The following is a 25,589-nucleotide window of genomic DNA, read 5'->3' as shown; positions in this document are numbered from 1 at the left end:
CACAGGCCGATGGCCGCAAAATAGAAGGCGCTTTGGTTCTCGCGGATCAGGGCGTTTCTTTTTTCTGCTCGCAATTTCTTCTGGCAGATAAATATCCGATTCTACCGCCGGAGTACTCATCTCCGCTTAAAGTTTATGCCCCTTCAAGCGTCGGACCAGCCTCCGGTTTCTACAGTGTTAGGTGGGTAAAAGAGCCAATTTCAGGTCTGAACTTAACCTAAGATACAGAAAACCAGATTTCCCCTCTCTTGTTGCCTCTGTTTGGGTTGACAGGGGGTGGGAGTGGTGTAGAAGGCCAATTCGAGATTTCGCAGCGCTGCCTGCCGAGGAGATATCAGATGGCTAAGCCAACCACGATCAAAATCCGCCTGAATTCCACAGCGGACACCGGCCACTTCTACGTGACCAAGAAAAATTCGCGCACTATGACTGAAAAGATGGTCGTGAAAAAATATGACCCCGTCGCGCGCAAGCACGTCGAGTATAAAGAAGGCAAGATCAAGTAATTGATCGGACCTTCTTTTGTGAAAAAGCCGCGATCCGTCGTGGCTTTTTTCGTTTTGTGAAGGCGCGCAGCGAAACTGCGTCTGCTCGTCTGCGGGCACAAAAGAATAGGGGCAGCTCCGGGAGAGCCGCCCCTATCTTTGAAAAGGTATAGGTACTCAAATACAACGACACCGCGTCGTTAACTTAAGGTAACTTATATCTTGTTAACTATCCCGTGAATAGTTCGTCAAAAAACTGCGAAGTTTTTAACGTTTCTATACATTTCCAAGAATGAGCATGTAAAAGGGCCCGAATTTCGGACCCTTTACTCTACTATAAATTGCAGATTCCCGATATTGCTGCCTGGTTAAGCCCGCTCGGCATATTCCATAGTTTCTGTGTTAACTACGATGGCTTCGTCCTGCCCCACAAATGGTGGCACCATAACGCGCACGCCATTGTCGAGCACTGCCGGTTTAAAGCTGTTTGCCGCTGTCTGGCCTTTGACTGCAGGCTCGGTCTCAACCACAGTGCAGGTCACTTTTTGGGGCAGGGCCGCAGAAATCGCCTCGGCTTCGTAGTATTCGATCTGGATCGTCATGCCGTCTTGCAGGAACGGGCGGCGGTCGCCCAGAATATCTGCGGGCAGTTCGATCTGCTCGTAGGTTTCCATATCCATGAACACCAACATTCCATCGGTTTCATAAAGAAACTGCTGGTCTTTCTGATCCAGCCGGACTTTCTCTACTTTGTCGGCAGAGCGGAACCGTTCGTTCAGTTTGGAGCCGTTGCGCAGGTTCTTCATTTCAACCTGGGCAAACGCGCCACCCTTGCCGGGTTTCACATGGTCCACTTTGACCGCGATCCACAGGCCGCCGTTGTGTTCCAGGATATTTCCCGGCTTGATCTCGTTGCCATTGATTTTTGGCATGCATTTTACCCTTTGCGCGGTTGATTTTTGGACCCCCAAGCCTATATATTGTGCCAATGCGCAATTCAACCCGCAGTACGGTGGTGATTGGTGCGATACGGGTGCTTCGATAGGTATGTGCCTACTGCATGGCTCTCTTGCGTTTGCGGGCCTATCGAATCGTCACAGAAACGCCATATTGCGTTAACAGCCGGTAAAACAAAAAAGTAAAGAGGACGTGATGTTCGATTACGTTGATGAGACTGCTATCAATAACGACCAGGGAAAACGCTCGCAGAAGCTTTTCGCTGCTGTTGTACTCGCCGCTCTGGATGATGCCATTGCGGACGATAAGAAATACGGAAACGGCGTGGATTCCATCGCCCGTTGGGCCCGCTCTCGCGATGGCCGTGAAGTGCTGATGTGCGCCGGTATCGAACCGACAGAGCGCTGCGTCAAAGGCATGATGGAGTTCGTGGATCGGGGTGTGCGCACCTCTGTCGCGCTGAGCCGTGAAGAAAGCGAGCGCCAGCAAGCTGCGAAAGCAGCCTAAGCTGACCTAGCGTAAGCTTTTGACTTTATTGAAAAACGCCCTGTATTGCGCAGGGCGTTTTTTCGTGCCTGACTGGTGTCTTCATGTCGGGACTCTCTAAACCGCGTCGGATCGCTGGTGGTTGACCCATTAGGTTATGCGCGCTGCGTCTATCGCCCTTTGCGGCGCACTACAGGCACGCGAGAGCGCACCAGAGGTGTCGGTGTCGGCGGGTGGGGCGGGTGCCCTTGTGTGGCGGACCAAAACTGCGGTCCGCCTCGGGACAGCCAATAGGGCAGGCTAAGTGCAACCCCCGCAACGAAGCCGCCCGCATGTGCCCAATAAGCCACACCACCGCCATCTGCCGGGGTCGAGAGCCCGCCGAACAGTTGAAATGCCAGCCACGCGCCCAGCACGATCCATGCGCGCAGTGCAAAGGTTTTGAAGAAGATAATAAAGATCACCACCACATCGACCCGCGCACGGGGATACAGCAAAAGGTATCCGCCAAGCACCCCGGCGATCGCTCCGGACGCTCCGACAACCGGAACGGGGGAATAGGGATCGGCAACCACCTGCAACAAATCAGCGGCAACGCCACAAAGCAGGTAAAATCCAAGAAACTTCAAATGGCCGAATGCATCTTCCATATTGTCGCCGAAGATCCAAAGGAACAGCATATTGCCCGCCAGATGCATCCAGCCGCCGTGCAGAAACATAGATGTAAAGATTGTGTGCAGATCAGCCCCAGAACTGACATTGCGCGGGATCGTGGCCCAATCCTGCCAGACCGCAGCAAGCGCGTAGTCATCTCCACTGGCGGCTGGATAATAAGCGAGGAAGATAAGGATATTTGTAGCCAGAAGAATATAGGTGACAAATGGTGAGCGGCGGGACGGATTGTGATCGCGAATTGGAAACATGGATCAGCCGTTTGCCGCGAAATAAGCGCCAGCTGCCGCCGCGATAATCAGCCCGATGATCACTGCAATGGCAATCTTGATCTTGGAGTAGGGCCGCTCTCCGCGCACTGTTCCGGTCTGGCCATTCACAACAAAGCGATAAGTGTTCCCGCGGTATTTATAGGCCGCCATCCAAATCGGCAGGAGCACATGTTTGAAGGTCACATCGCTGACCGACGTATCCACGCTTGTCACCCGCTGCTTGTCGCCGCCGATATCAAATTTCACATCCCGCAGGATCATCCGGTCCATATAGGTGCGGGCTTCAGCATAGCCTTCATCGAGCTTGACAGTGTAGCTTTCGGCCCGAAAACCCGCAAGGAATTGCGGGTCGTAAGGTTCTAGCGCAGACAGATCCCACGGGGCGAGCGCATCCGTGTAGGTTTTTGGTAAGGATTTAGAGCCGAGCACCAACACATCGTCAAAGAAGCGGGCCACCCGACCTGCCGTTGGCGTCCAGCGGGTTTTGGGAACCTGCCGCGTTTCCGTCACCATCTTGCCGTTGCGTTTCACCTGAACCCGTTGGGTCACATAGTAAACATCGCCTCGCGCCCCGCTGTAGTTCGATTTGGTGTCGGCGTCATAGGTCCAGTAAGGAATGTAAATCCCCTGCATTGCGCGCCCTTTGCGGGCGTATTCCTGCAGGCCGTTCGGTGCAAACCACAAAGAGCCGAGCCATTCTGTCATCCGTTCCCTTGCCTGTGGTTCTGTCAGGGCGAAGGGCACCAGAGCACGGGGTTTGATCTGGCGCTGTGATCCAGTGTCTGTGACGATGGGCGTGGCGCAGAAAAGGCATTCTGCGGCGTGGGTCTTGCTGTCAAACTCGACCTGTGCCCCGCAGTTTTCGCAGGTGACGGTGCGGATTTCCTCGGTCTCGGCGGCGGGCAGTTGCGCGCGCAGTGCCTGTTGGAAATCCTGTTCATTGATCGCTAAGCCGGACTGGGGCGGGGTTATCTCCTCTGTTGCGCCGCAATGGTCGCAGATCAACTGTCCGGTTCCGGGCGCAAACCGCATGTCCGAGCCACAGGTATGGCAGGGAAAGCGGTGTTCTGTTGGTGCGGGGGATGCAGGGTCCATGATGCCTCTGTCTTAGCGGATCAGTCTGCGGGAGGCGGTGGCGGAGGCATGATGGTGAACAGTTGGGCCAGTTCCATAACCTCTGAGGCGCGTTTCCACCCGTCTTGCCCCGCAGTCCAAACATGTGTGTCGCGGCTTAGGCTGCCATCAGCGGCCATCCGGCCCAGTGTTGCGCGCGAGTAAGGCCCGCTGGTTTCTCCGTTGGTAGCGGTATGCCAGACCTTTTCCACAGGTGGGGGTGGTGGGGCAGCGGGGGCGGCCGCGGCAGGGCGTGCGCCCCAAGGGCCGGCTGCTGCCTGTTGCGCCTGCATCTGCTGCGCCATAGCCATACCCATGCCGGCCCCCATACCAGCGGCCATTGACCCGCCAGCCGCAGATGCCGGATTGCTCATGGCTTCGGCGGCGGAGTATTTCATGAACTGGTCCAAATCACCCGCCAGCCCCATAGAGGTCCGCTTGTCGAGTGCTTCTTCCACTTTGGGGGGGAGGGAGATGTTTTCGATGTAAAGACCGGGCAGTTCCAGCCCGTATTCGGCCAGTGCAGGGGCGATTTTCTTTGCCAGCAGTTTGCCCAGATCAAGCGTATTTGCCGCCATGTCGAGCACGGGAATACCGGAACCGGCAATCGCTGCGGAAAATTCAGAAGTGATGATATTGCGAATCTGGTAACTGATTTCGTCCATGGTAAATTCGCCGTCAGTGCCGACAATTTCGGACATAAACCGCGCCGGATCAGAGACTTTGATTTCATAGGTGCCATAGGCGCGCAGACGCACCGGACCAAATTCCGGATCGCGGCAGATGATCGGGTTTTTGGTGCCCCATTTCAGATCGGTAAAGCGGGTTGTGTTAACAAAGTAGATTTCCGATTTGAACGGGCTTTCAAAGCCGTGATCCCAGTATTGCAGGGTCGTCATGATCGGCATGTTGTTGGTTTCCAACATGTAAAGACCGGGCTGGAACACATCTGCCAGCTGCCCTTCATGGACCATCACCGCCGCCTGACCTTCGCGCACCGTCAGCTTTGCGCCATATTTGATTTCATGGCCTTCCCGCTCAAACCGCCAGACCATCGTGTCCCGAGTGTCGTCGGTCCAGTGGATAACGTCGATAAATTCGCCGGTCAGAAAGTCAAAAATACCCATAGGTCAGTCTCCAGTTAAATATGGCTTTGCTTCAATGCGTCCTCGGCCACGGAATGCAGCAGCGGGCGGGCCCGTTCCGGTGTCATTCCAACCCGCAGTCGGGGATCGTATAGCATTTTCAGCAAAATTTCATCATGGCGCGTTAACAGGGCAAATTCCTCGTCGTCGTTAAAGATTGACGGGCGCACGGTGGGGTCGTCATTGGCCAGTCCCAGTGCTTGGGTCATTTCTTCTTCGATGCAGGATTTGCGCATAACGTCGCTGTGTTCAGCCTTCACCAGAATGACCGCGCCGGAATAATCTGTCGGATTGTCTGCATTGGACAGCGCATAGGCGACACAGAAAATATTGCGCGGGCTGGTTTCGATTTCCCGCACAATCGAAGGCAAAAGCTGGGGCACATCCGGGGCGAGCATGGCCGGTTCGACTTTTTGTTCGTCGCGGTTCAAGAACAGCATCACGAAGTTCGCGTTCTTCAGGCTGGTCAGCCGAATGTTCAGCCCGGTCAGACCGGCCAGACGGGCGGCGTAGGCGCTGACAAACTTGCGGTCTTCACGGCGTTGGGCGGACGTGACGGACTTGCCAAAATGCAGACCGACCCGCACAGGTTTTTGCCAACGACGCAGGTAGGAGGACGTTTGCTCTTCGATAAACACGCCCTCTTGATTGGTGTATTCATCGTAAAGCGCCACTTTTTCAAAGTTGCGCACAAGCGTATCGGCGTTGAATGGCGCATCAGGCGGATTGAAATCCTGTCGCAGTTTGCCCTGTGCCAGCAATCGCGCCTGAACGGATGCGTAATAGGCAGCGATGCGTTTGCTTTCTTCAGACACTGCCGGTTCGGCCGGTTTGGGCTTTGGAGCAGGCGCAGGTTCGGGTGGCGGCGGGGCTGTTGCCACGTCACACCCTGCCCCGAAAAGGGTGGCCAGTAGGAAGAATCGCGATAGTTTCATATCTGAATGGCTTACCCTGTCCTGCGATTATGAATCGGTGCTGGTGCCGATGGTATCGCCGGTTCCGGTGGATTTCGCCTTGGCCGCGGCAAGGGTGCTTTTCAGCTCCGCTTCCATTGTGACCAATTCCTTTTCTGCTTCGGCCCGTTTGGCCTTGCCTTCATCGGCAATGGTCAGGCTTTCTTCGATGGTGTCGATCAGGTACTGATTGGCCTTCTTGATGCTTTCAATGTCAAACACGCCCCGCTCCATCTGCTTGCGCACCTCGCGATTGGCCTGTTGCAGATTGGCGGCGTTGCTTTCCAGCAATTCGTTGGTCAGATCATTGGCCTGCCGCACGGTTTCCGCAGCCTCGCGGGAGCGGTGGATCGTCACCGCCTGCGCCAGTTGCGTTTCCCAGAGCGGAACCGTGTTCACCAGCGTGGAATTGATCTTTGTTACCAGTGATTTGTCGTTTTCCTGCACCAGCCGGATAGAGGGCAGGGACTGCATTGTCACCTGACGGGTCAGTTTCAGATCATGCACACGACGTTCCAGATCGTCCCGTGCGGAGCGCAGATCGCGCAGCTCCTGTGCGCGCAAAACGCCCTTATCCTTAGAGGCTTTTTCAACCTCTTTTTCTTTGGCTGGAATGATTTTACCGTCCAGTTCCTTCAGCTTTTCTTCACCCGCAGCGATATAAAGCGCCAGTTCGTCATAAAAGGCGAGCGTTTTGCCATACAACTTGTCGAGCGATTTGATGTCCTTAAGCAGCACATGTTCGTGGTCGAGAAGCTCATCCGTGATCCTGTCGATCTGGCCTTGAACGTCTTCGTATTTTGCCATGAACTTTGCGATAGGCGCGGTGCGGCCCAACAGCTTTTCCCACCACGACAGTTTGCGGTTGGGGTTCAGTTCGTCGATAGAGAAACCGCGAATGGAAGAGACCATGTTGCGCAGGGATTCACCGGCAGGACCAACGTCCTTGTTGCGCACGCCCGACAGCATTTCCTGACTGATCTCTTGGAGTTCCGCCTGCGCTTTGGTGCCAAATTCAATAATAGACTGGGTGTTGTCCATGTTGATTTCATCCATCCGCGACTTGATGGATTTTTGCAGGTCCGGTGCCACGTCGGACACAACGATCAGTTCGTTGCTTGGTTCGGGCAGGACCACGGCGTTGACTTCTTCTACATCTTTCAACGAGCTTTCAGCCTTATCGCGGATGTTGGACATAGGGGGTCTCCTGTTAACTGGCCTTCAGGCCTTCTTGTTTCAGTCGGTCGCGCAGAACTTCGATTTCCACATCAAGGTCGGTGCGGTTGTCCAACATCATCGTTTCACGTTGGGTATTAAAGCTGGCTTCCAGATCGCTAAGCAAGGATTCGTATTTTGCTTTGGCGTCCGCATCGCTGGTTTTGCTGGCGAGGTCTGCATATTTCAGGGTCGCGTCCCGTGCGCCGCGCAAATAGACGCCAAGAAACTTGCGTGCGCCGGACAGATCACGGGGATCGTCTTCGACAGTGCGGAACATATCGCGCACGGATGCCGCGAGTGTGTCCACCCGCCGTTCGATCCCACGATCCCCGATGCGCCGCGCGGCGGCAATGGTCTCGGACAGCAGAATTTCGGCCTTGTCGACGGCTTTGGCGACCCGCTCTGTTTCGAAATCGGACATGCCCTCCATGCCCTTTTTGCGCAGGGGATCAATGCCAAAGCTGAACACATGGGCACCTGTTGCGATGATCGCATAAACCAGCGCTGCGGGCAGGCCAGCGTTCATGCCAAAAGCGGCAGCGATGAAAACGCCGATGCCGGTCAGGCCGCTGGCGAAAATTTTGCGTGGAATGGCGGGGGGGCGGGCAATTTTGCGGCTGTTGTAAGCCTCTTGCGCCCGCAGGCCGTCCCGCAACAGCCAAGCAGCCAACAGCAGAATTACCAGCGCACCAAGTTCGGCCAGCATCCCGCCAGCATTTTGGGCACGCATCTCACCGATGCCCGAGAACAGCAAGGGCAGGGGAAGAACGAACAGCAGCTTGGAGCGCATGTCCGACTTGTGAACCTTTCGGCCACGGAATTTGTTTGAGGGGGGGGACGCAGGGTCAGCATTGTTCGGGCTTCCTGCGGGGCTGTGGGTGCCACCAAATTTCTGCGCCATCAGGACAGGCTTCCCAAACTGCCGAGGGACACCGTCAGGATCGCGAAACAAAGTACGATATATGATAGCCACTGCAAGGTTGGTGCAGACATGTTTCCCCCGTTAAGACGGTGTTGGTCCCGCTCATATCTCTGTGTGTGTCCAATATATGAGGGCAGGGCTGCGGTTACTAGGCTTTTGCGCTGGTTTTTCCGTTAGATAGCAGGGGCAGCCCCGCTTTATCGGCGGAAAACTGCCCCTGTTGCCGCTAAAGCCGGCACTGATATGCCGGATCAGGGTTTGATTTAATGGCCGCCCTTCTGACGCTCTGTTGCCAGTTTGCGTTGGTATCCGGTTTGCACGATTTCAACCAGAACCAACACCACAACAGAAAAGTAGAATGTAGTCTTGGACATAGGCAACAAAGCATAACCAAACACGCGGATTTGCAGATCGTCGTTGTGCATCGCGTGGGCTGCGGCGGGACCGGCTTCACCCAACAGAACGACCCCGACAATCAGCAGGATAAACAGACCGAGCACTTCGTACATACGGTTCTTCTGCAAAAATGTAGTTACGCCGTCCGCCAGCAACAACATGGCCAGACCGGAGCTGAGAATCGCAATTGCCAGCACAGGGAAAACGTCAGTGATGGCGAGAGCCGACAGGATGGAATCAAAGCTGAATATCAGGTTCATCATAACGATCAGCATCACAACCTGACGCGCCGATTTTGCATCTTTCTTGCCCCCCTCATGGCCCAGCTCGTGGACCGAAAGCATGTGGGTGATTTCCTTGAAGGCGGTATACATGATGAACACGCCTCCAAAGATGAACACCACCGTAGAGAAGTTCACGCCGCCGGTAATGATGCCCGGATAATCGAAAATATAGAACGGGTCTTTCAGCGCATCGATCAGCTGGATCATGGTAAACAGAAGGATAACACGCAGCACCACCGCAATGATAATACCCCAGAACCGCACGGATTTCTGATGCTCTTTCGGCGCCCGCTGGCTTTCAATCGAGATGTAAAGAAGGTTGTCAAAACCAAGCACGGCCTGAAGGAAGATAAGCACCCCCAGATTTGCCAGATTCTCAAAGGTCAGCAGTTCTGCCATCGCGGTATGTCCCCCTGAAGGTAAAATGATTTTTATCTGCATTTAACGCAACCCGCCCGCGCAGGGCAAGCAGTCGCGCATCCTAACTATAACGATCCTGATAACGGTTGGTTCCCCGAAAGGTTTTGCAACACTCTTTCGGGGGGCGGACAGGGTGGACGGGCGTGCGCTGCGAGAATGCCCTGATTAACCGCCTGAATTTGCCTGTTCTTTTATGTTTTGCAGAAATCGCAGCTTGGGCTAAGCTGTTATGACGTAGCGTCATAAAATAGCGCTCATGGGCTGCAATTTATGTTCAGACGCGCCTTTTGCAGGCGCTGCGGGGGAACCGCAGCAAAGTGTTGCGGGTGAATATGAAGGGAATACAGCAATGGCCAAAGGAATGGTCAAGTGGTTCAACGCCGATAAAGGGTACGGATTTATCGAACCTGAAGGCGGCGGTAAGGACATTTTTGTACATATTTCGCAGGTTCAGGCGTCTGGATTGCAAACCTTAGAGAACAACCAGCCAATCGAATTTGAGATGGTAGACGGTGTGGATGGCCGGCAAATGGCCGGAAATATCTCGCTTAGCGAATAAGACGACCACCACGCTGCGGGAAGCGGGCCCAGTGCTTTGTAACCGGCGCGTAGTGGTGAAGTTAAGCTTTGATACCGGTTAACGACGCGGTTTGCGCGACACGTTTTTACCGCCTGATTTGGGGGTGCCTTGTCGCGGGCCGGAGGGTTTGCCACCTGCTGGTTTGAGACCGGACTTCACGTTGCGCGAAACGCGCCGTGTCTCTTTCTTCTTGGCAAAGGTTTCGGGCGTTTCCATCCCGAGTTGGTCGCGCAAAACCTTGGCGCGCACTTCCTCGACCTCGCCGCTGCCCAGCGTTTTCAGCTGGAATGGCCCGTAGGAAATGCGGATCAGCCGGTTCACCGTAAGACCAACGGTTTCCACCGCGCGACGAATTTCGCGGTTCTTGCCTTCGCGCAAGGCAATCGTAAGCCACGCATTCGCGCCCTGCTGTTTGTCGATGTTAATTTCCATCGGCTGGAAGCGTTCGCCGTCCACCGTCACGCCTTTGCGCAGCGGTTCAAGCAACTCGGGCGTTGGCGCGCCTTTCACCCGCACGCGATACTTGCGCACCCATCCGGTGGATGGCAACTCCAGCTTGCGTTTGACCTCTCCGTCATTGGTCAGCAGCAACAGACCCTCGGAATTGAGATCAAGCCGTCCAACAGACATGACGCGGGGCAGGGACTCTGGCAGGTCGTCAAAAACGGTCTTGCGCCCTTTTTCATCCCGCGCCGAAGTAACCAGACCTGTGGGCTTGTTATAAAGCCACAAACGCGCAGGTTCTCTTTCGGCCACGGGCTTGCCGTCCACGGTAATCCGGTCCTTTTCCGTGACCTTGATCGCAGGTGTGGTCAGCGGTTCACCGTTTAGGGTGATGCGACCGGCCTCGATCATCCGTTCGATTTCCCGACGGGAGGCGACGCCTGCACGGGACAGGAATTTGGCGATACGCTCGCCTTCGGCTGTGATTTCATTGCTCATGGCCCCGCTATAGGGCGGATCGGCGTGCTTGTCCAAGGGAACCCGCCACGCTATGGCAGGGGAATGGAGTTTACGTCTTATATGGATGTCGCGCTGGCAGAGGCGCAGGCGGCAGCCGCCCGCGGCGAGGTCCCGGTCGGCGCGGTTCTGGTGCGGGGGGGCGTGGTGCTGGCCCGTGCGGGCAACCGCACGAGGGAGCTTAACGATCCGACCGCCCATGCCGAAATGCTGGTGATCCGCGAGGCTTGCTCCGCCGAGTCGAGCGAACGTCTGTCGGGGGCGGACCTTTATGTCACGTTGGAACCCTGTCCTATGTGCGCAGCAGCCATTTCAAACGCACGGATCGCGCGGCTTTACTACGGTGCGGCGGATCCGAAATCCGGTGGTGTGGCGCAGGGTCCGCGCATCTTTGACCACCCCCAGTGCCACCACAGCCCCGACGTTTATGATGGCCTTCAGGAAGCGGCCTCCGCTGCGCTTTTGCGCGGCTTTTTCGCGGGGCGGCGGGGCTAGGGGGAGCACAGCCTGCATTATTATAAGGCATATGGCGCAAAGAACCCGTGTCCTTTGGATTGACGGGTTGTCTTGAACCTGATGCGGGGATAAAGGTTCGCCCTGAAATATCCGTGACACAGAAAGTGGATGACCCCAATGTCCATTGATAAAGACACCGCGCGCAAAGTGGCGCATCTGGCCCGTATCGAAGTTCCCGAAGACCAGCTTGATGCGCTGGCCGGAGAGCTGAACGGTATCCTCGGCTTTATGGAACAATTGAACGAAGTGGACGTTGACGGTGTGGAGCCGATGACATCCGTGACACCAATGCGCTTGAAGCGCCGCACCGATGTGGTGACAGACGGCAGCCAGCAGGATAAAATTCTGGCCAATGCGCCAGATGCGCGCGAGGGCTTTTTTGCAGTGCCCAAGGTTGTGGAGTAAGACATGAGCGGATTGAACACCCTGACCATTGCGGACGCACGCGACAAGCTGCGCAGCAAGGAAATTTCTGCCGTTGAACTGACCGAAGCCTGTAACGCCGCTGTTGCGGGTGGCGACGCGCTGAACGCCTATTCTGTGAAAACACCGGATATGGCGCTGGAACAGGCCAAAGCGGCAGATGAACGTCTGGGGCAGGGCGAAGCACCTGACCTGTGTGGCATTCCGCTTGGCATTAAGGATTTGTTCTGCACCAAAGGTGTAGAAAGTCAGGCGGCGTCGAACATTCTTGCAGGGTTCAAACCGGAATACGAAAGCACCGTGACCACTAAACTGTGGGAGTCCGGTGCGGTGATGCTGGGCAAGCTGAACATGGACGAATTCGCCATGGGTTCGTCGAATGAAACCAGTGCCTATGGTGCGGCGGTTAATCCTTGGCGCCGCCAGGGGTCCGATGCGGCGCTGACACCGGGTGGGTCCTCGGGCGGTTCGGCGGCGGCTGTGTCTGGCGATTTGTGTCTGGCTGCGACCGGCACGGACACTGGCGGTTCGATCCGCCAGCCAGCGGCCTTTACCGGTATTGTTGGTGTGAAACCCACCTATGGCCGTGTGTCCCGCTGGGGTATCATTGCTTTTGCCTCCTCGCTGGATCAGGCGGGTCCGATGACGAAAACCGTGCGCGACAGCGCGATTTTCCTGAATGCGATTGCCGGACATGACGCCAAAGACAGCACCAGCGCGGATCTTGCCGTGCCGGACTTTGAGGCTGCCCTGACAGGGGATATTCGCGGTAAAAAGATCGGCATTCCGAAAGAATACCGTCTGGACGGGATGCCCGCTGAAATCGAAAAACTTTGGAATGACGGCGCGGACATGCTGCGCGATGCAGGCGCGGAAATCGTCGATGTGTCCCTGCCCCACACCAAATACGCGCTGCCAGCCTACTACGTGCTGGCACCTGCTGAAGCTTCTTCCAACCTCGCCCGCTATGACGGCGTGCGCTACGGGCACCGCGCCAAGTTGCAAAAAGGCGAAGGCATCCACGAAATGTACGCCCGCACCCGCGCCGAGGGCTTTGGCCCCGAGGTGCAGCGCCGTATCATGATCGGGGCCTATGTATTGTCAGCCGGTTTTTATGACGCATATTACCGCCGTGCACAGCGTGTGCGCACCTTGATCAAGAAAGACTTTGAGGATGTTTACGCCAGCGGTGTGGATGCGATCCTGACGCCTGCTACCCCTTCAGCAGCTTTCGGGCTGGGCGAAATGGCGGATGCGGATCCGGTGAAAATGTACCTGAACGATGTCTTCACCGTGACGGTGAACCTTGCCGGCCTGCCGGGCGTTTCAGTGCCAACAGGTCTGGACTCTCAGGGGTTGCCGCTCGGGCTGCAACTGATCGGGAAGCCGTGGGAAGAAGCGGATATGCTGAACACCGCTTACGCGCTGGAGCAATCCGCGGGTTTTGTTTCCAAGGCGGATAAATGGTGGTAAGTTTTCAAGGCTACACACAAAGGAAGTAAGATGCGCAGTTTTGTAGTTACGGTTTTGGCGGCAGGTCTTGTGGCGGGGTGTACGACGCAATCCCCCAATGATCAGGACCAGTATTTCGACAATATCACCCCCGATCCTATCGCGCTTCAAACCGAACGTGAGCGTTTGACAGCAGCCGAAAACGGTGGTGATGCGGTGCAACTTCCTGGAAGCGATGGCTCAACGCCCTCCGCGCCAGAAAACCGGCCCAGCGGCATTTCAAACACGCAGGACTTTCAGGCGGTGGTAGAGCAGGAATCGATTGCATCGGATGCCGCCAAACTGGCCGCCCTGCGCCAGTCCTATACTGTCGTTGACCCAGAACCGCTGCCCCAACGGCGCACGGATGTGAATCTGGCAGCTTATGCGATTTCGCAAAAGCAAGCCGTTGGCGCGCGCACCTACAAACGCTCCAGCAGCAGCATGTCGAGTTGTAGCCGTTACCGGAATGATCCCGATGCAGCACAGCGCCGGTTCTTGGAAGCAGGTGGCCCGGAACGGGACCGCAGCAATCTTGACCCTGATGGTGACGGGTTTGCCTGTAGCTGGAACCCCGATCTCTATCGCAACCTGCTGCCAAGCTAATGCCTTACGCGACCCGCAGCTCCGCGAATTTTAGCGCGCGGCGGCACGGGCTCGGGCCGGATACGGTGGTTCTCCATTATACCGGCATGGAAACAGCACAGGCGGCAATTGACCGGCTGTGCGATCCACAGGCCGAGGTTTCGGCCCATTATGTCATAGATGAAGCGGGGGCGGTGACACAGCTTGTGGCTGAAACGGACCGCGCCTGGCATGCAGGGGCAGGGCAGTGGGGCTGGGTCAAGGACGTTAATTCCCATTCCATAGGTATCGAAATCGTTAATCGCGGCCCGGACAGCGACACCCCGCATTTCCCCGAACCGCAGATGGTTGCACTGCGGGAGCTTCTGTCCTCCATACTTCACCGGCACAACATCCCGCCAGAACGGGTGATCGGCCATTCTGATCTTGCACCGGGTCGCAAAATTGATCCAGGTCCCTATTTTGACTGGCAGGATCTGGCGCAGCGGGGGCTGTCGGTCTGGCCCTATCCGGCACAGTGCTCTGCGGATTGGTCAACCTTTCGCGCGGCGGCGTTTTACTTTGGATACCGTGCGGCAGATGATACGCCGCAAAGCTGGGAAATCATCCTGTCGGCCTTTCGCCTGCGGTTCCGCCCGTTCCACTCTGGTCCGCTCGATGCGCTTGATGTGGGTTTGATGGTACGGCTGGCGCAAGAATGGCCGTGTCAGGCCGTTGACCTCGGGGGGCATGGGGCGCTAGAGAAAGGTTTCGCGGATGGCTGGACGGCTGCACGTTAGTGAGGAAAGTCCGGACTCCAAAAAGCAAAGGCGGCGGGTAACGCCCGCCCGGGGAAACCCGAGGGAAAGCGCCACAGAGAAAAGACTGCCCGTGCTTGCACGGGTAACGGTGAAACGGTGGGGTAAGAGCCCACCGCGGTGGTGGTAACATCACTGGCATGGCAAGCCCCGCCTGGAGCAAAACCAAATAGGGACCGCGTGGATGGCAACATCCGGGGCCGCTTTTGCCCTAGCAGGTTCGGGTTGGTTGCAAGAGCCTGTTGGCAACAGCAGGCCCAGATGAATGGTCGTCTAAGGGGGCAACCCCGGGACAAAATCCGGCTTACAGGCCATCCGCGATATTATCCTGCTTTGAAATGACCCGTTCATGGGACTTTATGGTCCGAATTGGTCTGATCCATATATATGATGGAAAAATCTCGCAGACTCGCCGTTTCGAATCGCAATTTCCGGCCTGTTTTCTAATGTTCTCAGTATGTTCTATTTTGTGCTGTGGCGCTTTCGCTTCAATTCGTCAGAAAAACAAAGTTTTTTCACATACCACATCTTGTGTCCAAAAGTTCGACTGAAACTAATAAGGCTAAAATTGTGATGAATCTTGGCGGGAATAAGGCGAAATTTGCTGGTGCAGCCTCGCGGCGACCAAGTGTTCCCATAAAAAGGGCTTGGTTTCCATAAATTCCCATGTAATACCTAACTGCAAGATGAGGTTGGGAACGAAAAAGGGACATTAAGATCCCGCTAGACCAAACCAGGTTTCATACAGGCGCCCAGCTACATCGAACATGAGATCCGACGTGGAATGCGAGCAGACACCCCCCAAAGGTGGCACCACAGTCGGGCGGCCCATAATCGGGACGAGGGCGGCGGATCAAGCAGTGGCAGCAGCTTGGTTCGCCGTTATCATTTTAAGCCCCTGATTTTCAAGGGCAACGGACAGAAGGAGCGCCCTTCGTGGCACGACGGTTCAGAGGCGAGAGTGTCCATAAAGTGGACGCCAAGGGCAGGGTTTCGATCCCTGCGGCCTTTCGTCGTGTGCTTGAAGAAGGTGATCCGGACTGGACCGAGGGATTGCATCCCAATCTGGTTCTGGTCTACGGCGGCAAAGCCCGCAATTTTATCGAAGGCTATACGATGACCTCTATGGAGGAAGTGGACGACAAGATCGCTGCACTGCCTCGCGGGTCAAAACGCCGACGCGCGTTGGAGCATATGTTTTCGGGCCAGTCCGTGCAGCTGAGCGTGGATGAAACGGGACGGTTGGTTTTGTCCCCAAAGCTGCGTTCCAAAATCGGCATTACCAAGGAAGCGACTTTTGTGGCTACGGGCGATACCTTCCAGATTTGGGAGCCTTCTGCCTATGACGCGCATGCAGCGTCGTTGGAAGACTGGATGGACGACGAGGACGAGGACTTTGATCCTCTGATCCTGTTGGATATGGAAACGGCAGAGGGGTAATCGCGGAGATGGAACAGGACGAGCCTACTGCTTCCCCGCATATTCCCGTGTTGCTGACCCCTATTTTGAAAGCGGTCGCGCCAATGCAGGGGCGCTGGGTCGATGGCACCTTCGGGGCTGGCGGTTACACCCGCGCGTTTCTCGATGCCGGTGCAGATCAGGTCTATGCGATTGACCGCGATCCCGAAGTGTTTGAGCGGGCGGCAGCTTGGGCGGGCACCTATGGCGACCGGTTGCAGCTGGTGGAAGGCACCTTCGGCGAGATGGACAGTCTGGTCCCCGCTGATATGGACGGTGTTGTGCTGGATATTGGCGTTTCTTCCATGCAGATCGATCAGGCGGAACGTGGCTTTTCTTTCCAGAAGGACGGCCCGCTCGACATGCGGATGAGCCAGTCTGGAGAAACCGCCGCCGATGTGGTTAACACCGCTTCCGAGGCAGAATTGGCCGATATTTTCTTTCAATACGGCGAAGAACGCGCTTCGCGCCGGATCGCCAAAGCGGTTGTGGCTGCACGTAAGACGGCACCGATCAAAACAACCTTTCAGCTTGTGGCTGTTATCGAATCCACCTTACCCAAGGGCAAACCCGGTCAGGCCCATCCCGCCACGCGCACCTTTCAGGCGTTGCGCATCGCCGTGAATGACGAGCTGGGTCAGCTGGTGCGCGGACTGTATGCGGCAGAGTCGGTTTTGGCCGAGGGTGGTGTTCTGGCGGTCGTGACCTTCCATTCCCTTGAAGACCGGATTGTGAAGCGGTTTTTGGCTGCGCGCGGTGGTCTGAACCCCAAGGGCAACCGCTGGGCACCAGAGGCGGAAACTGACGCGCCCCGTTTTGAGGTGATGGGCCGTAAAGCAGTGACTGCAGACAAAGACGAATTGGCCGAAAATCCGCGATCCCGTTCTGCCAAACTGCGTCTGGCGCGGCGTACCGATGCCCCTGTGGGGGATGTGGATTTTGCAGGTCTCGGCCTGCCAAGGTTAAGTTTAAAGAGTGTAAGTCGATGAAGACATTTCTCTATATGATCTGTTGTGGCGTGGTGATTAGCGTCGCTTATTGGGCCTACAAGGAAAATTACCGCACACAGGCCAGCCTGCGCCGTGTCGCCGAATTGCAGCGCCAGATTGCCCATGAGCGGGAAACGATTTCAGTGCTAAAGGCGGAATGGGCCTATCTGAACCGCCCCAACCGTCTGCGCGATCTGGTGGATTTGAACTTTGGTGAACTGGGGTTGGTGCCGCTGTTGCCAGAGCATTTCGCCGAAGTTGAACTGGTGGCCTATCCACAAGTTGAGATCGAAGCAAATGAACTGGTGAACCCGATTTCAACAAGCAGCGTGCCGACTCCCGGACCGGACAAGGAATTCCCGTAATGAGAACGCCCCTACGCCCGCTCGCCCGAGTCCTCGACGCCCGTGAAAAGGGTGAAGATCCCGATATGATCGAGGCCCACGAACGGGCCCTTCGCAATGTCAAAACCCAGATGAAGATGCGCCGCCGTGCGGAAAGCCGTCTGTTGATCCTTGGCATCTTTTTCTTTGTGTCTTTTATGACCGTGGGTATTCGCATGGGCACGCTTTCGGCCTCTGAACCGTCCGAGCCGGTGTCCACCGCATCCATTCCCCAGATCGCGAACCAGCGCGCCGATATCGTTGATCGCAACGGAGAGGTGCTTGCCACCAATCTGGCCACCACTGCGCTTTACGCCCAGCCGCCGTTGATGGTGGATCCTGTGGAAGCGGCCAAAGGTCTGGTCAGCGTCTTCCCCGATCTTGATCTGGAACGTCTGACCAAGGATTTCACTGGAAAGCGTAAGTTCTTGTGGATAAAGAAGAAAATCAGCCCGGAACAACAGCAGGCAGTGCATGATCTGGGCGAGCCGGGCCTTCTGTTCGGCCCACGTGAGATGCGACTATACCCCAACGGTAAGCTGGCTGCCCACATCTTGGGCGGTGCAAGTTTTGGCAAGGAAGGCGTAAACGCCGCCGAAGTGATCGGTGTTGCCGGAGTGGAGCGTTATTTCGATGAAACCCTGCGCGATCCGGCGCGGGAAGGCCAGCCACTTGCGCTGTCCATCGACCTGACCGCCCAATCCGCCATGCGCGAAGTGCTGGCGGGCGGGATGAACCTGATGGGGGCCAAAGGCGCTGCGGCGATCCTGATGGACATCCACACAGGGGAAATCCTCTCGATGGCGTCCCTGCCTGATTTTGACCCCAACAACCGCCCCCGCGTTCTGACCAAGGGCGACCAATCCGACAGCCCGCTGTTCAACCGTGCCAGTCAGGGCGTTTATGAACTCGGCTCCACCTTCAAGATTTTTGCGGCAGGGATCAGTCTAGAGAACGGTCTAGCCAATGAAAATACCATGATCGACACCCGTGGCCCGCTGCGCTGGGGGAAATTCCGCATTCGCGACTTTCACGATTATGGCAAGCAACTGTCAGTGACGGATATTATTGTGAAATCGTCCAACATCGGCACGGCGCGGATGGCAATGGCAGCTGGCACACAGGCACAGCAACAAATGCTGCAAAAGCTGGGTTTCTTCGATGTTGCGACTGTCGAATTGCCAGAAGCACGCAACGCGAAACCGCTGCTGCCGCCCCGCTGGTCAGAGCTGTCGACCATGACGATTTCTTATGGTCACGGTATCGCGGCAACGCCGCTGCATCTGGCGGCGGCTTATGCGGCTATGGGTAACGGCGGTTACATGATTACACCGACCCTACTGAAGCGGGACGGCGTGCCCCCCAGCCGCGAGCAGGTGATTTCCGAAGACACTTCGGCCAAGCTGGTTAAGATGCTACGCGCTGTGGTGACACGGGGTACTGCCTCTTTCGGGGAGGTGAAAGGATACGAGGTCGCTGGTAAAACCGGCAGTGCGGACAAACCCAAACCGGGCGGCGGTTATTACAAAAAGAAGGTGATCTCTACCTTCGCCAGCGTTTTCCCTGCAAGTGATCCGCAATATGTGATGGTGGTGACGCTCGACGAACCCTCGATCAAGGCCCACGGCGAAGAACGTCGCACGGCGGGGTGGACTGTTGTGCCGGTCGCAGCCGAACTCGTTGCGCGGATTATGCCGGTATTGGGTCTGCGCCCTAATGTTGCGTCGGCGGGAAATCTTCAATACACCGCGTCAGGAAACTGACCACGCAAAAGGAGACGCTGTCATGACCGCAATACCCCTGCAAAAACTGGGCCTGACAGCGACACACGGTACGAAAACGGATGCACAGATCAGCGGCATCTGTGTGGACAGCCGCAACTGCAAGCCGGGTGATCTGTTCGCCGCGATGCCGGGATCTGCGGTTCATGGCGGGGCTTTTGTGCAATACGCTCTGCGCATGGGGGCTGCTGCGATCCTGACGGATGCAGAAGGCTATGAAATTGCTTTGGACGACGTGGGTGAAATTAGCATTCCGGTGGTTGTCTCTGACGATCCCCGCCGCGCACTTGCGCTGTCAGCGGCCCGCTTTTACGGCGCACAGCCAGCAACGATGGTGGCTGTTACGGGGACCAACGGCAAGACCTCCGTTGCGAACTTCACGCGCCAGATTTGGGAGCTTCTTGGTCTCCAGGGCGTTAACTTTGGCACCACAGGGGTAGAGGGCGCTTACACCGCCGCGATGAGCCACACCACCCCTGAACCTGTGACCCTGCACAAACTGCTGAAGACACTGGAATCCGAATGCATCACCCATGCTGCGATGGAAGCGTCGAGCCACGGGCTCGACCAGCGCCGCCTTGACGGGGTCTGGCTCACGGCGGCTGCTTTCACAAATTTCACGCAGGATCATCTGGACTATCACGAAACCTTTGAGGCGTATTTCAACGCCAAGGCTGGACTGTTTGCGCGGGTGCTGCCACCCGAAGGCTCTGCCGTTATCAATATCGACGATCCTAAGGGCGCGGCACTTGTAGATATAGCCACAGCGCGCGGGCAGGATGTTGTGACCCTCGGCACGGGGCAGGGGGATATGCAGATCCTTGCGGGGCGTTTTGATGCCACCGGACAAGAGGTTCGTTTTTCGTGGAACGGCGAGGTTCATACCGCGCGGCTTAACCTGATTGGCGGATTTCAGGCGCAAAATGTGCTGACAGCGGCGGCTCTTGCCATTGCTTGCGGCGCGCAAAGTGCAGAAGTCTTCCGCTGCCTGCCGGAACTGCAAACTGTGCCAGGGCGGATGCAACTTGCCGCGACGCGGGACAACGGCGCGTCGGTTTTTGTGGATTACGCCCACACTCCGGATGCTCTAAAAACCGCGCTAAAGGCACTGCGGCCCCATGTTCTTGGGCGGTTGATTGTGGTCTTTGGCGCAGGAGGGGATCGCGACACAGCCAAACGGCCCTTGATGGGGGCAGCGGCACGGGACAACGCTGATGTTGTCTTTGTCACTGACGACAACCCCCGCAGCGAAGATCCCGCCCTGATCCGGCGCATGGTGCTAGCGGAATGCCCCGAGGCGACCGAGATCGGCGACCGCGCCCATGCTATCCTCGCAGGCGTCGATGCGCTGCAACCGGGTGATGCGCTTTTGATTGCCGGTAAGGGCCATGAAACCGGACAGACCATCGGCGATGATGTGTTGCCCTTTGACGATGTGGAACAGGCCAGCGTGGCAGTCCACGCTTTGGACGGGTTGGGCGCATGAAAACCTTGTGGACCAGTCAGGATGCCGCCGCCGCAACAGGGGGGCAAACCACCCGCGATTGGGTCGTGGGGGGAGTGTCTATTGATACGCGCGAGTTGGAACAGGGTGATCTGTTCGTCGCCCTGAAAGACGTGCGGGACGGCCATGACTTTGTCGCGCAAGCCCTGAAAACCGGTGCAGCAGCGGCGCTGGTGACGCATCGCCCCGAAAACGTCCCCGAAGATGCGCCACTTCTGATCGTGCCGGATGTTTTGCAAGCGCTTGAGGATTTGGGGCAGGCGGCACGCGCCCGCACCGCCGCCAAAGTGATCGGCGTGACCGGTTCGGTTGGTAAAACCGGCACCAAGGAAATGTTGCGCAGCGCGCTTGCGCCACAGGGTAGGGTACACGCCGCGGTGCGCAGTTTCAACAACCACTGGGGCGTGCCGCTGACGCTCGCGCGGATGCCGCAGGATACGGATTTCGCCGTGATCGAAATCGGCATGAACCATCCGGGCGAAATCGGCCCGCTGTCCCGCATGGCGCAGCTTGATGTCGCGGTGATCACCACGGTGGCAGCCGTTCATATGGCGGCGTTTGACAGCGTTGAACAAATCGCACAGGCAAAAGCCGAGATTTTTGAAGGGCTTGGCGCATCTGGGGTGGCGGTGTTGAACGGGGACATTCCCACGCTTCCGATCCTGCTGAACGCGGCTAAGGGTGCGCGTGTGCGGCTGTTTGGCGAAAGCGATCAGGCGGATCTGCGGCTGGTTGCGGCCCGCACGACGGAAACTGTGACAACGGTGGAAGCACTGCTCGACGGGCAGGAAATCCTGTTCAAACTCGGCGCGCCCGGTCACCATCTGGCAATGAACGCGCTGGCGGTTTTGGGGGCTGTGCAAGCGGTCGGCGCCGATCCCGCACAGTCTATGCTTGCACTCGCCCAGTGGCACGCGCCCAGCGGGCGGGGCCAGCGTTTCACCGTGACCCGCAGCGACACGGGCGGCGTGATGGAACTGATCGACGAGAGTTACAACGCCAATCCGACCTCCGTGGCGGCAGCGCTGTCTGTTCTGGCTGACAGTCAACCTGAAGGCGGGCGGCGGATCGCCATGCTCGGCGATATGCTGGAACTCGGCCCGCAAGAGCAGCAGTTGCACAGCGATCTGGCCGATCATCCCGCAGTTGCGCGGATCGACACGGTTCACACCAGCGGCCCGCTTATGGCAGCGCTCCACGAAACCCTGCCGGATCACAAACGCGGGCAGCATTTTGCCACCGCAGACCTTATGGCAGCACGGGTTAATAGGCTGCTGGATTCCGGCGACGTAGCTATGGTAAAGGGCTCGCTAGGGTCCAAAGTGGGGCAGGTTGTAACAGCGATCAAAGCGCTGGGCCAGACAACAGAAAAATAAGGCGGTAGCGTTTAATGTTGTATTTTCTAAGCCAGTACAGTGATGGTGGCGACTTTTTTAACCTGTTCCGGTATATCACCTTCCGGGCAGGGGGTGCCTTTTTCACTGCACTGATTCTCAGCTTTCTGTTCGGGCAGCCGCTGATCAACTATCTGAAGCTGCGTCAAAAGAAGGGGCAGCCGATCCGTGAGGACGGTCCTGAAAGCCATCTTCTGGAAAAAGCGGGAACGCCGACAATGGGCGGAGTGCTGATCCTTGGCACCATGACGCTTAGCACGCTGCTTTGGGCGCGCAGTGACAACGGCTATGTCTGGGCGGTTCTGCTTGTGACCATCGGCTTTGCGCTGATCGGGTTCATGGACGACTACTTAAAGGTTACAAAACAAACGGTTGCGGGCTTTTCCAGCAAGGCGCGACTGGCGCTTGGGTTTGTGATTGCATTGATCGCTTCGGTTTATGTGGCCACGCTGCACCCGCAAGACCTGTCAGGGCAGATCGCGCTGCCGGTGTTTAAGGATGCGCTGATCGGGGCGGGGCTGTTCTACTTCCCTTTCGCTATGATTACGATTGTCGGTGCGGCAAACGCGGTGAACCTGACGGACGGGCTCGACGGGTTGGCGATTATGCCGGTGATGATCTGCGCAGCCACTTTGGGCGTGATCGCCTATGTGGTGGGGCGCACGGATTTCACCGAATATCTGGACGTACATTACGTTCCGGGCACTGGCGAACTGTTGATCTTTACCTCGGCGTTGATTGGCGGCGGGCTCGGCTTTTTGTGGTATAACGCGCCCCCTGCGGCGGTGTTTATGGGCGATACGGGATCGCTGGCTTTGGGCGGCGCGCTGGGCGCGATTGCGGTCAGCATCAAGCACGAAATCGTCCTTGGGATTGTCGGTGGCTTGTTCGTGGTCGAAGCAATGTCCGTAATTATTCAAGTATTATACTTCAAAAAGACCGGTAAACGGGTGTTCCTGATGGCACCGATCCACCACCATTTTGAAAAACGGGGCTGGGCCGAGCCGCAAATCGTAATCCGCTTCTGGATCATTTCCCTGATCCTTGCACTGATCGGGCTGGCAACGCTGAAAATCCGCTAAGATTCCGGCTGGTAGGGGGCGAAATGCCCGCCAAATAAACAATAAATGAACCGCCGCCAAAGCGCTGCGTAAGAGGACCAAGACATGATTCCAGTTCGTGGGTATGAAGGCCATTCGGTCGGTGTTCTGGGCTTGGGACGCTCCGGTTTGGCCACAGCGCGGGCGCTCGCGGCGGGTGGTGCGGTGCCGGTTTGTTGGGACGATAACGAGGATGCGCAGGACCGCGCCCGCGTCGAGGGCTTTCTGGTGGCGGACCTCAGCAAGGATCGCAATTGGGACGGGATCGGCTGCCTGATCACATCGCCCGGCATCCCGCATCTCTATCCCGCCCCCCATCCGGTGATCGCGAAGGCGTGGGACATGGGCGCTGTGGTGGACAATGACGTGGGCCTGTTCTTTCGCAGCTATGGCACGCCGGAGTGGGACGGCTTTGACATTCTGCCCCGCGTGATCTGCGTGACAGGATCTAACGGCAAGTCCACAACCACGGCGCTGATCCACCATATTTTGCAGGAAGCGGGCCGCGACGTGCAAATGGGCGGCAATATCGGGCGCGGAGTTCTGGATTTGGAACCGGCATCGGACGGACAGATCACAGTGTTGGAATTGTCTAGCTATCAGACCGAATTGGCCCGTTCTCTGGCGCCGGATATCGCAATTTTCATGAATCTCAGCCCCGATCACTTGGACCGTCACGGCGGTCCGGGGGGCTATTTCGCCGCCAAGTCACGGTTGTTCACCGCTGGCGGACCGGATCGGTCCATCATCGGTGTGGACGAAGTCGAGGGCCGCTATCTTGCCGCCCAATTGCGCGAGACGCAGAACAGCGGAGAACCTGTGATCCGCATATCATCGGGGCGCAAACTACAAGGGGACGACTGGTCTGTCTTCGCGCGCAAAGGCTTTCTTGCGGAATGGCGCAAGGGCCGACAGGTGGCGTCGATTGATCTGCGTAACATGCGCGGTCTTCCCGGTGCGCACAACCACCAGAACGCCTGTGCCGCCTATGCGGCCTGCCGGTCCATCGGTCTGGCACCGCGTGTGGTGGAAACCCATCTGGCCAGTTACGGCGGCTTGCCGCACCGCTGCCAGATCATCGCGGAAAAAGGCGGCGCGCTTTATGTGAATGACAGTAAAGCCACAAATACGGATGCGGCTGAAAAGGCGCTTCTGGCGTTCAAAAACATCCGCTGGATTGCAGGCGGGCAGGCGAAAGACGGCGGCATTGCGGCCCTGAAACCCCAATTCGATCGCTTGCGCAAAGCCTATCTGATCGGAGACGCGGCTGAAGAATTCGCGGAACAGCTCGACGGTTATCCCTTTGAAATCTGCGGAACCATGGAACAGGCCGTCGCCCGTGCCGCCGCAGATGCCGAGGCCGGCGATGTGGTGCTACTGGCACCAGCCTGCGCCAGTTTTGACCAATACTCCAGTTTCGAGAAGCGAGGCGACGCGTTCGTCGCAGCGGTGAACAGTCTCAACGATTAGCGGCAACCGCGCTGAATTTGGTAAACCACCTGTAAAAAAGCCCTGCACCATCGACGCAGGGCTTTTTAAGTCGTGGTGCATTTTCCGGCCAACCCGCTGTTGGCAAGGTGACGAGCCATTTAGCGGCGCTAGATGCACGCTTCGAGCCGTCGAATTTCCAAATTTCCGGCATTGAGGGCAGGGTGCTAGACCATCAAGTTCCCTCGGAACCGTTCAGTTGTTTGGCGCGGTTAAGTTTTTGTGGTACCCTAGGATTATCAGGCTCCGAATGGATTTTCTATAGAGGTTAAAGATGCGTGCGATTGCGATGTTCCTATTCCTTGCGCTTTCAACACCAATCACAGCCCAGTCGGTGACGCAGAGTGAAATCATACAAGTTCAAGGTTTACTGGCTGATATGGGATACCGTGCGGAAGTCGGTTCTGTTGACGGCGTAATGGGGCCGGGAACGTCGACCGCTATCAGCGCCTTCCAACGCGATATGGGTAAAAGGGTGACGGGCCAACCCTCTGCTGAACTTATTGTTCAGCTTCGCCGATTGCATGGGCACGGTTGGGATCGAGGTAAAGTTTTAGCGACAGGGCCAAGTTTCGATTGCGACAGAGCGTCTTCTCCCGCCGAAAAAGGTATCTGCTCTGATGCTAGGTTGTCACGGCGCGACCGGGATGTGGCCAAATCCTATGCCGCTGCTCTCGCTCGAAGCAGTCAAAAGGATAGCGTGCGCGCCTCGCAGCGGGAATGGATCGGGCGACGAAATAGCTGCGGCGGCGACATACGATGTCTTGACAACGCCATGACTGGGCAGATTTCTATTTTGGGCAGATTTTAACCCTTA

General features: G+C 56.9%; 25 protein-coding genes, 1 other RNA gene and 1 pseudogene. 18 read left to right on the top strand and 9 right to left on the bottom strand.

Features of this window, described 5'->3' with window-relative positions:
* Positions 1–338: 338 nt before the first annotated feature.
* Entirely contained in the window at positions 339–506 is a 168-nt protein-coding gene (gene rpmG / locus IEX10_RS05915; protein WP_069300304.1) for a 50S ribosomal protein L33, read from the top strand.
* Between the two features lie 347 nt (positions 507–853).
* Here rpmG and efp read toward each other — a convergent pair whose 3' ends face one another.
* A complete protein-coding gene (efp, locus tag IEX10_RS05910) occupies positions 854–1,417 on the bottom strand; it encodes an elongation factor P (RefSeq protein ID WP_101654606.1) in 564 nt (187 codons plus the stop codon).
* A 220-nt stretch (positions 1,418–1,637) separates the two neighbouring features.
* Between efp and IEX10_RS05905 the strand changes: the two genes are divergently transcribed.
* Complete coding sequence (locus IEX10_RS05905) at positions 1,638–1,949, top strand: DUF6280 family protein (protein WP_069300302.1); 312 nt, start codon at positions 1,638–1,640, stop codon at positions 1,947–1,949.
* Between the two features lie 149 nt (positions 1,950–2,098).
* Here IEX10_RS05905 and IEX10_RS05900 read toward each other — a convergent pair whose 3' ends face one another.
* The 7 genes from IEX10_RS05900 to IEX10_RS05870 all read right to left on the bottom strand — a co-directional run bounded on the left by IEX10_RS05900 (position 2,099) and on the right by IEX10_RS05870 (position 9,302).
* On the bottom strand, positions 2,099–2,851 hold the full coding sequence (locus IEX10_RS05900; protein WP_188671988.1) for a rhomboid family intramembrane serine protease: 753 nt from the start codon (positions 2,849–2,851) through the stop codon (positions 2,099–2,101).
* A 3-nt stretch (positions 2,852–2,854) separates the two neighbouring features.
* On the bottom strand, positions 2,855–3,967 hold the full coding sequence (locus IEX10_RS05895) for a TFIIB-type zinc finger domain-containing protein (protein ID WP_188671985.1): 1,113 nt from the start codon (positions 3,965–3,967) through the stop codon (positions 2,855–2,857).
* Positions 3,968–3,987: 20 nt separating this feature from the next.
* Positions 3,988–5,112, bottom strand: coding sequence for an SPFH domain-containing protein (locus IEX10_RS05890; RefSeq protein WP_188671982.1), 1,125 nt, complete (start codon positions 5,110–5,112; stop codon positions 3,988–3,990).
* Between the two features lie 14 nt (positions 5,113–5,126).
* Positions 5,127–6,065 (bottom strand): DUF2927 domain-containing protein, encoded by a 939-nt coding sequence (locus IEX10_RS05885; protein ID WP_188671979.1) that lies wholly within the window; start codon positions 6,063–6,065, stop codon positions 5,127–5,129.
* 27 nt (positions 6,066–6,092) lie between these two features.
* The gene (locus tag IEX10_RS05880; protein WP_188671976.1) at positions 6,093–7,280 is read right to left on the bottom strand and encodes a toxic anion resistance protein; all 1,188 of its coding nucleotides are present in this window, start codon (positions 7,278–7,280) and stop codon (positions 6,093–6,095) included.
* A gap of 13 nt (positions 7,281–7,293) precedes the next feature.
* On the bottom strand, positions 7,294–8,202 hold the full coding sequence (locus IEX10_RS05875; RefSeq protein WP_188671973.1) for a 5-bromo-4-chloroindolyl phosphate hydrolysis family protein: 909 nt from the start codon (positions 8,200–8,202) through the stop codon (positions 7,294–7,296).
* Between the two features lie 284 nt (positions 8,203–8,486).
* Entirely contained in the window at positions 8,487–9,302 is an 816-nt protein-coding gene (locus IEX10_RS05870) for a TerC family protein (RefSeq protein WP_188671970.1), read from the bottom strand.
* 370 nt (positions 9,303–9,672) lie between these two features.
* Between IEX10_RS05870 and IEX10_RS05865 the strand changes: the two genes are divergently transcribed.
* On the top strand, positions 9,673–9,882 hold the full coding sequence (locus IEX10_RS05865; protein WP_188671967.1) for a cold-shock protein: 210 nt from the start codon (positions 9,673–9,675) through the stop codon (positions 9,880–9,882).
* 78 nt (positions 9,883–9,960) lie between these two features.
* On the opposite strand, the gene IEX10_RS05860 is transcribed toward IEX10_RS05865, so the two are convergent.
* Entirely contained in the window at positions 9,961–10,845 is an 885-nt protein-coding gene (locus IEX10_RS05860; protein ID WP_188671964.1) for a pseudouridine synthase, read from the bottom strand.
* Positions 10,846–10,908: 63 nt separating this feature from the next.
* On the opposite strand from IEX10_RS05860, the gene IEX10_RS05855 reads away from it, so the two are divergent.
* From IEX10_RS05855 to IEX10_RS05785, 15 genes and pseudogenes are all read left to right on the top strand, one after another.
* Positions 10,909–11,358 (top strand): nucleoside deaminase, encoded by a 450-nt coding sequence (locus IEX10_RS05855; RefSeq protein ID WP_188671962.1) that lies wholly within the window; start codon positions 10,909–10,911, stop codon positions 11,356–11,358.
* A gap of 138 nt (positions 11,359–11,496) precedes the next feature.
* On the top strand, positions 11,497–11,784 hold the full coding sequence (gatC, locus tag IEX10_RS05850; RefSeq protein ID WP_188671959.1) for an Asp-tRNA(Asn)/Glu-tRNA(Gln) amidotransferase subunit GatC: 288 nt from the start codon (positions 11,497–11,499) through the stop codon (positions 11,782–11,784).
* Between the two features lie 3 nt (positions 11,785–11,787).
* The gene (gene gatA, locus IEX10_RS05845; RefSeq protein ID WP_188671956.1) at positions 11,788–13,275 is read left to right on the top strand and encodes an Asp-tRNA(Asn)/Glu-tRNA(Gln) amidotransferase subunit GatA; all 1,488 of its coding nucleotides are present in this window, start codon (positions 11,788–11,790) and stop codon (positions 13,273–13,275) included.
* A 30-nt stretch (positions 13,276–13,305) separates the two neighbouring features.
* A complete protein-coding gene (locus tag IEX10_RS05840; RefSeq protein WP_188671955.1) occupies positions 13,306–13,899 on the top strand; it encodes a hypothetical protein in 594 nt (197 codons plus the stop codon).
* Positions 13,899–14,324: pseudogene (locus IEX10_RS20255) on the top strand (N-acetylmuramoyl-L-alanine amidase); the annotation flags it as partial. The gene IEX10_RS05840 and the pseudogene IEX10_RS20255, both read left to right, overlap by 1 nt.
* 306 nt (positions 14,325–14,630) lie before the next feature.
* Positions 14,631–14,998, top strand: an RNA gene (gene rnpB, locus IEX10_RS05830) — RNase P RNA component class A.
* A 613-nt stretch (positions 14,999–15,611) separates the two neighbouring features.
* A complete protein-coding gene (mraZ, locus tag IEX10_RS05825; RefSeq protein WP_188671952.1) occupies positions 15,612–16,115 on the top strand; it encodes a division/cell wall cluster transcriptional repressor MraZ in 504 nt (167 codons plus the stop codon).
* Positions 16,116–16,123: 8 nt separating this feature from the next.
* Positions 16,124–17,122 (top strand): 16S rRNA (cytosine(1402)-N(4))-methyltransferase RsmH, encoded by a 999-nt coding sequence (gene rsmH / locus IEX10_RS05820; protein WP_188671949.1) that lies wholly within the window; start codon positions 16,124–16,126, stop codon positions 17,120–17,122.
* On the top strand, positions 17,119–17,487 hold the full coding sequence (gene ftsL / locus IEX10_RS05815; protein ID WP_188671946.1) for a cell division protein FtsL: 369 nt from the start codon (positions 17,119–17,121) through the stop codon (positions 17,485–17,487). The genes rsmH and ftsL overlap by 4 nt, the downstream gene beginning before the upstream one ends.
* Complete coding sequence (locus IEX10_RS05810; RefSeq protein ID WP_188671943.1) at positions 17,487–19,268, top strand: peptidoglycan D,D-transpeptidase FtsI family protein; 1,782 nt, start codon at positions 17,487–17,489, stop codon at positions 19,266–19,268. The genes ftsL and IEX10_RS05810 overlap by 1 nt, the downstream gene beginning before the upstream one ends.
* A gap of 22 nt (positions 19,269–19,290) precedes the next feature.
* Positions 19,291–20,772 (top strand): UDP-N-acetylmuramoyl-L-alanyl-D-glutamate--2,6-diaminopimelate ligase, encoded by a 1,482-nt coding sequence (locus IEX10_RS05805; protein ID WP_188671940.1) that lies wholly within the window; start codon positions 19,291–19,293, stop codon positions 20,770–20,772.
* On the top strand, positions 20,769–22,166 hold the full coding sequence (locus IEX10_RS05800; RefSeq protein WP_188671937.1) for a UDP-N-acetylmuramoyl-tripeptide--D-alanyl-D-alanine ligase: 1,398 nt from the start codon (positions 20,769–20,771) through the stop codon (positions 22,164–22,166). Before IEX10_RS05805 ends, IEX10_RS05800 begins: the two co-directional genes overlap by 4 nt.
* A gap of 14 nt (positions 22,167–22,180) precedes the next feature.
* A complete protein-coding gene (mraY, locus tag IEX10_RS05795; protein WP_188671934.1) occupies positions 22,181–23,266 on the top strand; it encodes a phospho-N-acetylmuramoyl-pentapeptide-transferase in 1,086 nt (361 codons plus the stop codon).
* 84 nt (positions 23,267–23,350) lie between these two features.
* The gene (gene murD / locus IEX10_RS05790) at positions 23,351–24,754 is read left to right on the top strand and encodes a UDP-N-acetylmuramoyl-L-alanine--D-glutamate ligase (protein WP_188671931.1); all 1,404 of its coding nucleotides are present in this window, start codon (positions 23,351–23,353) and stop codon (positions 24,752–24,754) included.
* 292 nt (positions 24,755–25,046) lie between these two features.
* Positions 25,047–25,583, top strand: a complete 537-nt coding sequence (locus IEX10_RS05785) for a peptidoglycan-binding protein (RefSeq protein WP_188671929.1) — start codon at positions 25,047–25,049, stop codon at positions 25,581–25,583.
* The last annotated feature ends 6 nt before the right edge of the window (positions 25,584–25,589 follow it).

It is taken from the genome of Neptunicoccus cionae (assembly GCF_014643735.1).
GTDB lineage: Bacteria > Pseudomonadota > Alphaproteobacteria > Rhodobacterales > Rhodobacteraceae > Amylibacter > Amylibacter cionae.
The sequence above is the reverse complement of the archived record's forward strand: the minus strand, read 5'-3'. Positions and strand labels throughout refer to the sequence as shown.

Coding starts and splice junctions, on each gene's coding strand:
- rpmG (WP_069300304.1), top strand. CDS start 339: ATGGCTAAGCCAACCACGATCAAAATCCGCCTGAATTCCACAGCGGAC.
- efp (WP_101654606.1), bottom strand. CDS start 1,417: ATGCCAAAAATCAATGGCAACGAGATCAAGCCGGGAAATATCCTGGAA.
- IEX10_RS05905 (WP_069300302.1), top strand. CDS start 1,638: ATGTTCGATTACGTTGATGAGACTGCTATCAATAACGACCAGGGAAAA.
- IEX10_RS05900 (WP_188671988.1), bottom strand. CDS start 2,851: ATGTTTCCAATTCGCGATCACAATCCGTCCCGCCGCTCACCATTTGTC.
- IEX10_RS05895 (WP_188671985.1), bottom strand. CDS start 3,967: ATGGACCCTGCATCCCCCGCACCAACAGAACACCGCTTTCCCTGCCAT.
- IEX10_RS05890 (WP_188671982.1), bottom strand. CDS start 5,112: ATGGGTATTTTTGACTTTCTGACCGGCGAATTTATCGACGTTATCCAC.
- IEX10_RS05885 (WP_188671979.1), bottom strand. CDS start 6,065: ATGAAACTATCGCGATTCTTCCTACTGGCCACCCTTTTCGGGGCAGGG.
- IEX10_RS05880 (WP_188671976.1), bottom strand. CDS start 7,280: ATGTCCAACATCCGCGATAAGGCTGAAAGCTCGTTGAAAGATGTAGAA.
- IEX10_RS05875 (WP_188671973.1), bottom strand. CDS start 8,202: ATGGCGCAGAAATTTGGTGGCACCCACAGCCCCGCAGGAAGCCCGAAC.
- IEX10_RS05870 (WP_188671970.1), bottom strand. CDS start 9,302: ATGGCAGAACTGCTGACCTTTGAGAATCTGGCAAATCTGGGGGTGCTT.
- IEX10_RS05865 (WP_188671967.1), top strand. CDS start 9,673: ATGGCCAAAGGAATGGTCAAGTGGTTCAACGCCGATAAAGGGTACGGA.
- IEX10_RS05860 (WP_188671964.1), bottom strand. CDS start 10,845: ATGAGCAATGAAATCACAGCCGAAGGCGAGCGTATCGCCAAATTCCTG.
- IEX10_RS05855 (WP_188671962.1), top strand. CDS start 10,909: ATGGAGTTTACGTCTTATATGGATGTCGCGCTGGCAGAGGCGCAGGCG.
- gatC (WP_188671959.1), top strand. CDS start 11,497: ATGTCCATTGATAAAGACACCGCGCGCAAAGTGGCGCATCTGGCCCGT.
- gatA (WP_188671956.1), top strand. CDS start 11,788: ATGAGCGGATTGAACACCCTGACCATTGCGGACGCACGCGACAAGCTG.
- IEX10_RS05840 (WP_188671955.1), top strand. CDS start 13,306: ATGCGCAGTTTTGTAGTTACGGTTTTGGCGGCAGGTCTTGTGGCGGGG.
- rsmH (WP_188671949.1), top strand. CDS start 16,124: ATGGAACAGGACGAGCCTACTGCTTCCCCGCATATTCCCGTGTTGCTG.
- ftsL (WP_188671946.1), top strand. CDS start 17,119: ATGAAGACATTTCTCTATATGATCTGTTGTGGCGTGGTGATTAGCGTC.
- IEX10_RS05810 (WP_188671943.1), top strand. CDS start 17,487: ATGAGAACGCCCCTACGCCCGCTCGCCCGAGTCCTCGACGCCCGTGAA.
- IEX10_RS05805 (WP_188671940.1), top strand. CDS start 19,291: ATGACCGCAATACCCCTGCAAAAACTGGGCCTGACAGCGACACACGGT.
- IEX10_RS05800 (WP_188671937.1), top strand. CDS start 20,769: ATGAAAACCTTGTGGACCAGTCAGGATGCCGCCGCCGCAACAGGGGGG.
- mraY (WP_188671934.1), top strand. CDS start 22,181: ATGTTGTATTTTCTAAGCCAGTACAGTGATGGTGGCGACTTTTTTAAC.
- murD (WP_188671931.1), top strand. CDS start 23,351: ATGATTCCAGTTCGTGGGTATGAAGGCCATTCGGTCGGTGTTCTGGGC.
- IEX10_RS05785 (WP_188671929.1), top strand. CDS start 25,047: ATGCGTGCGATTGCGATGTTCCTATTCCTTGCGCTTTCAACACCAATC.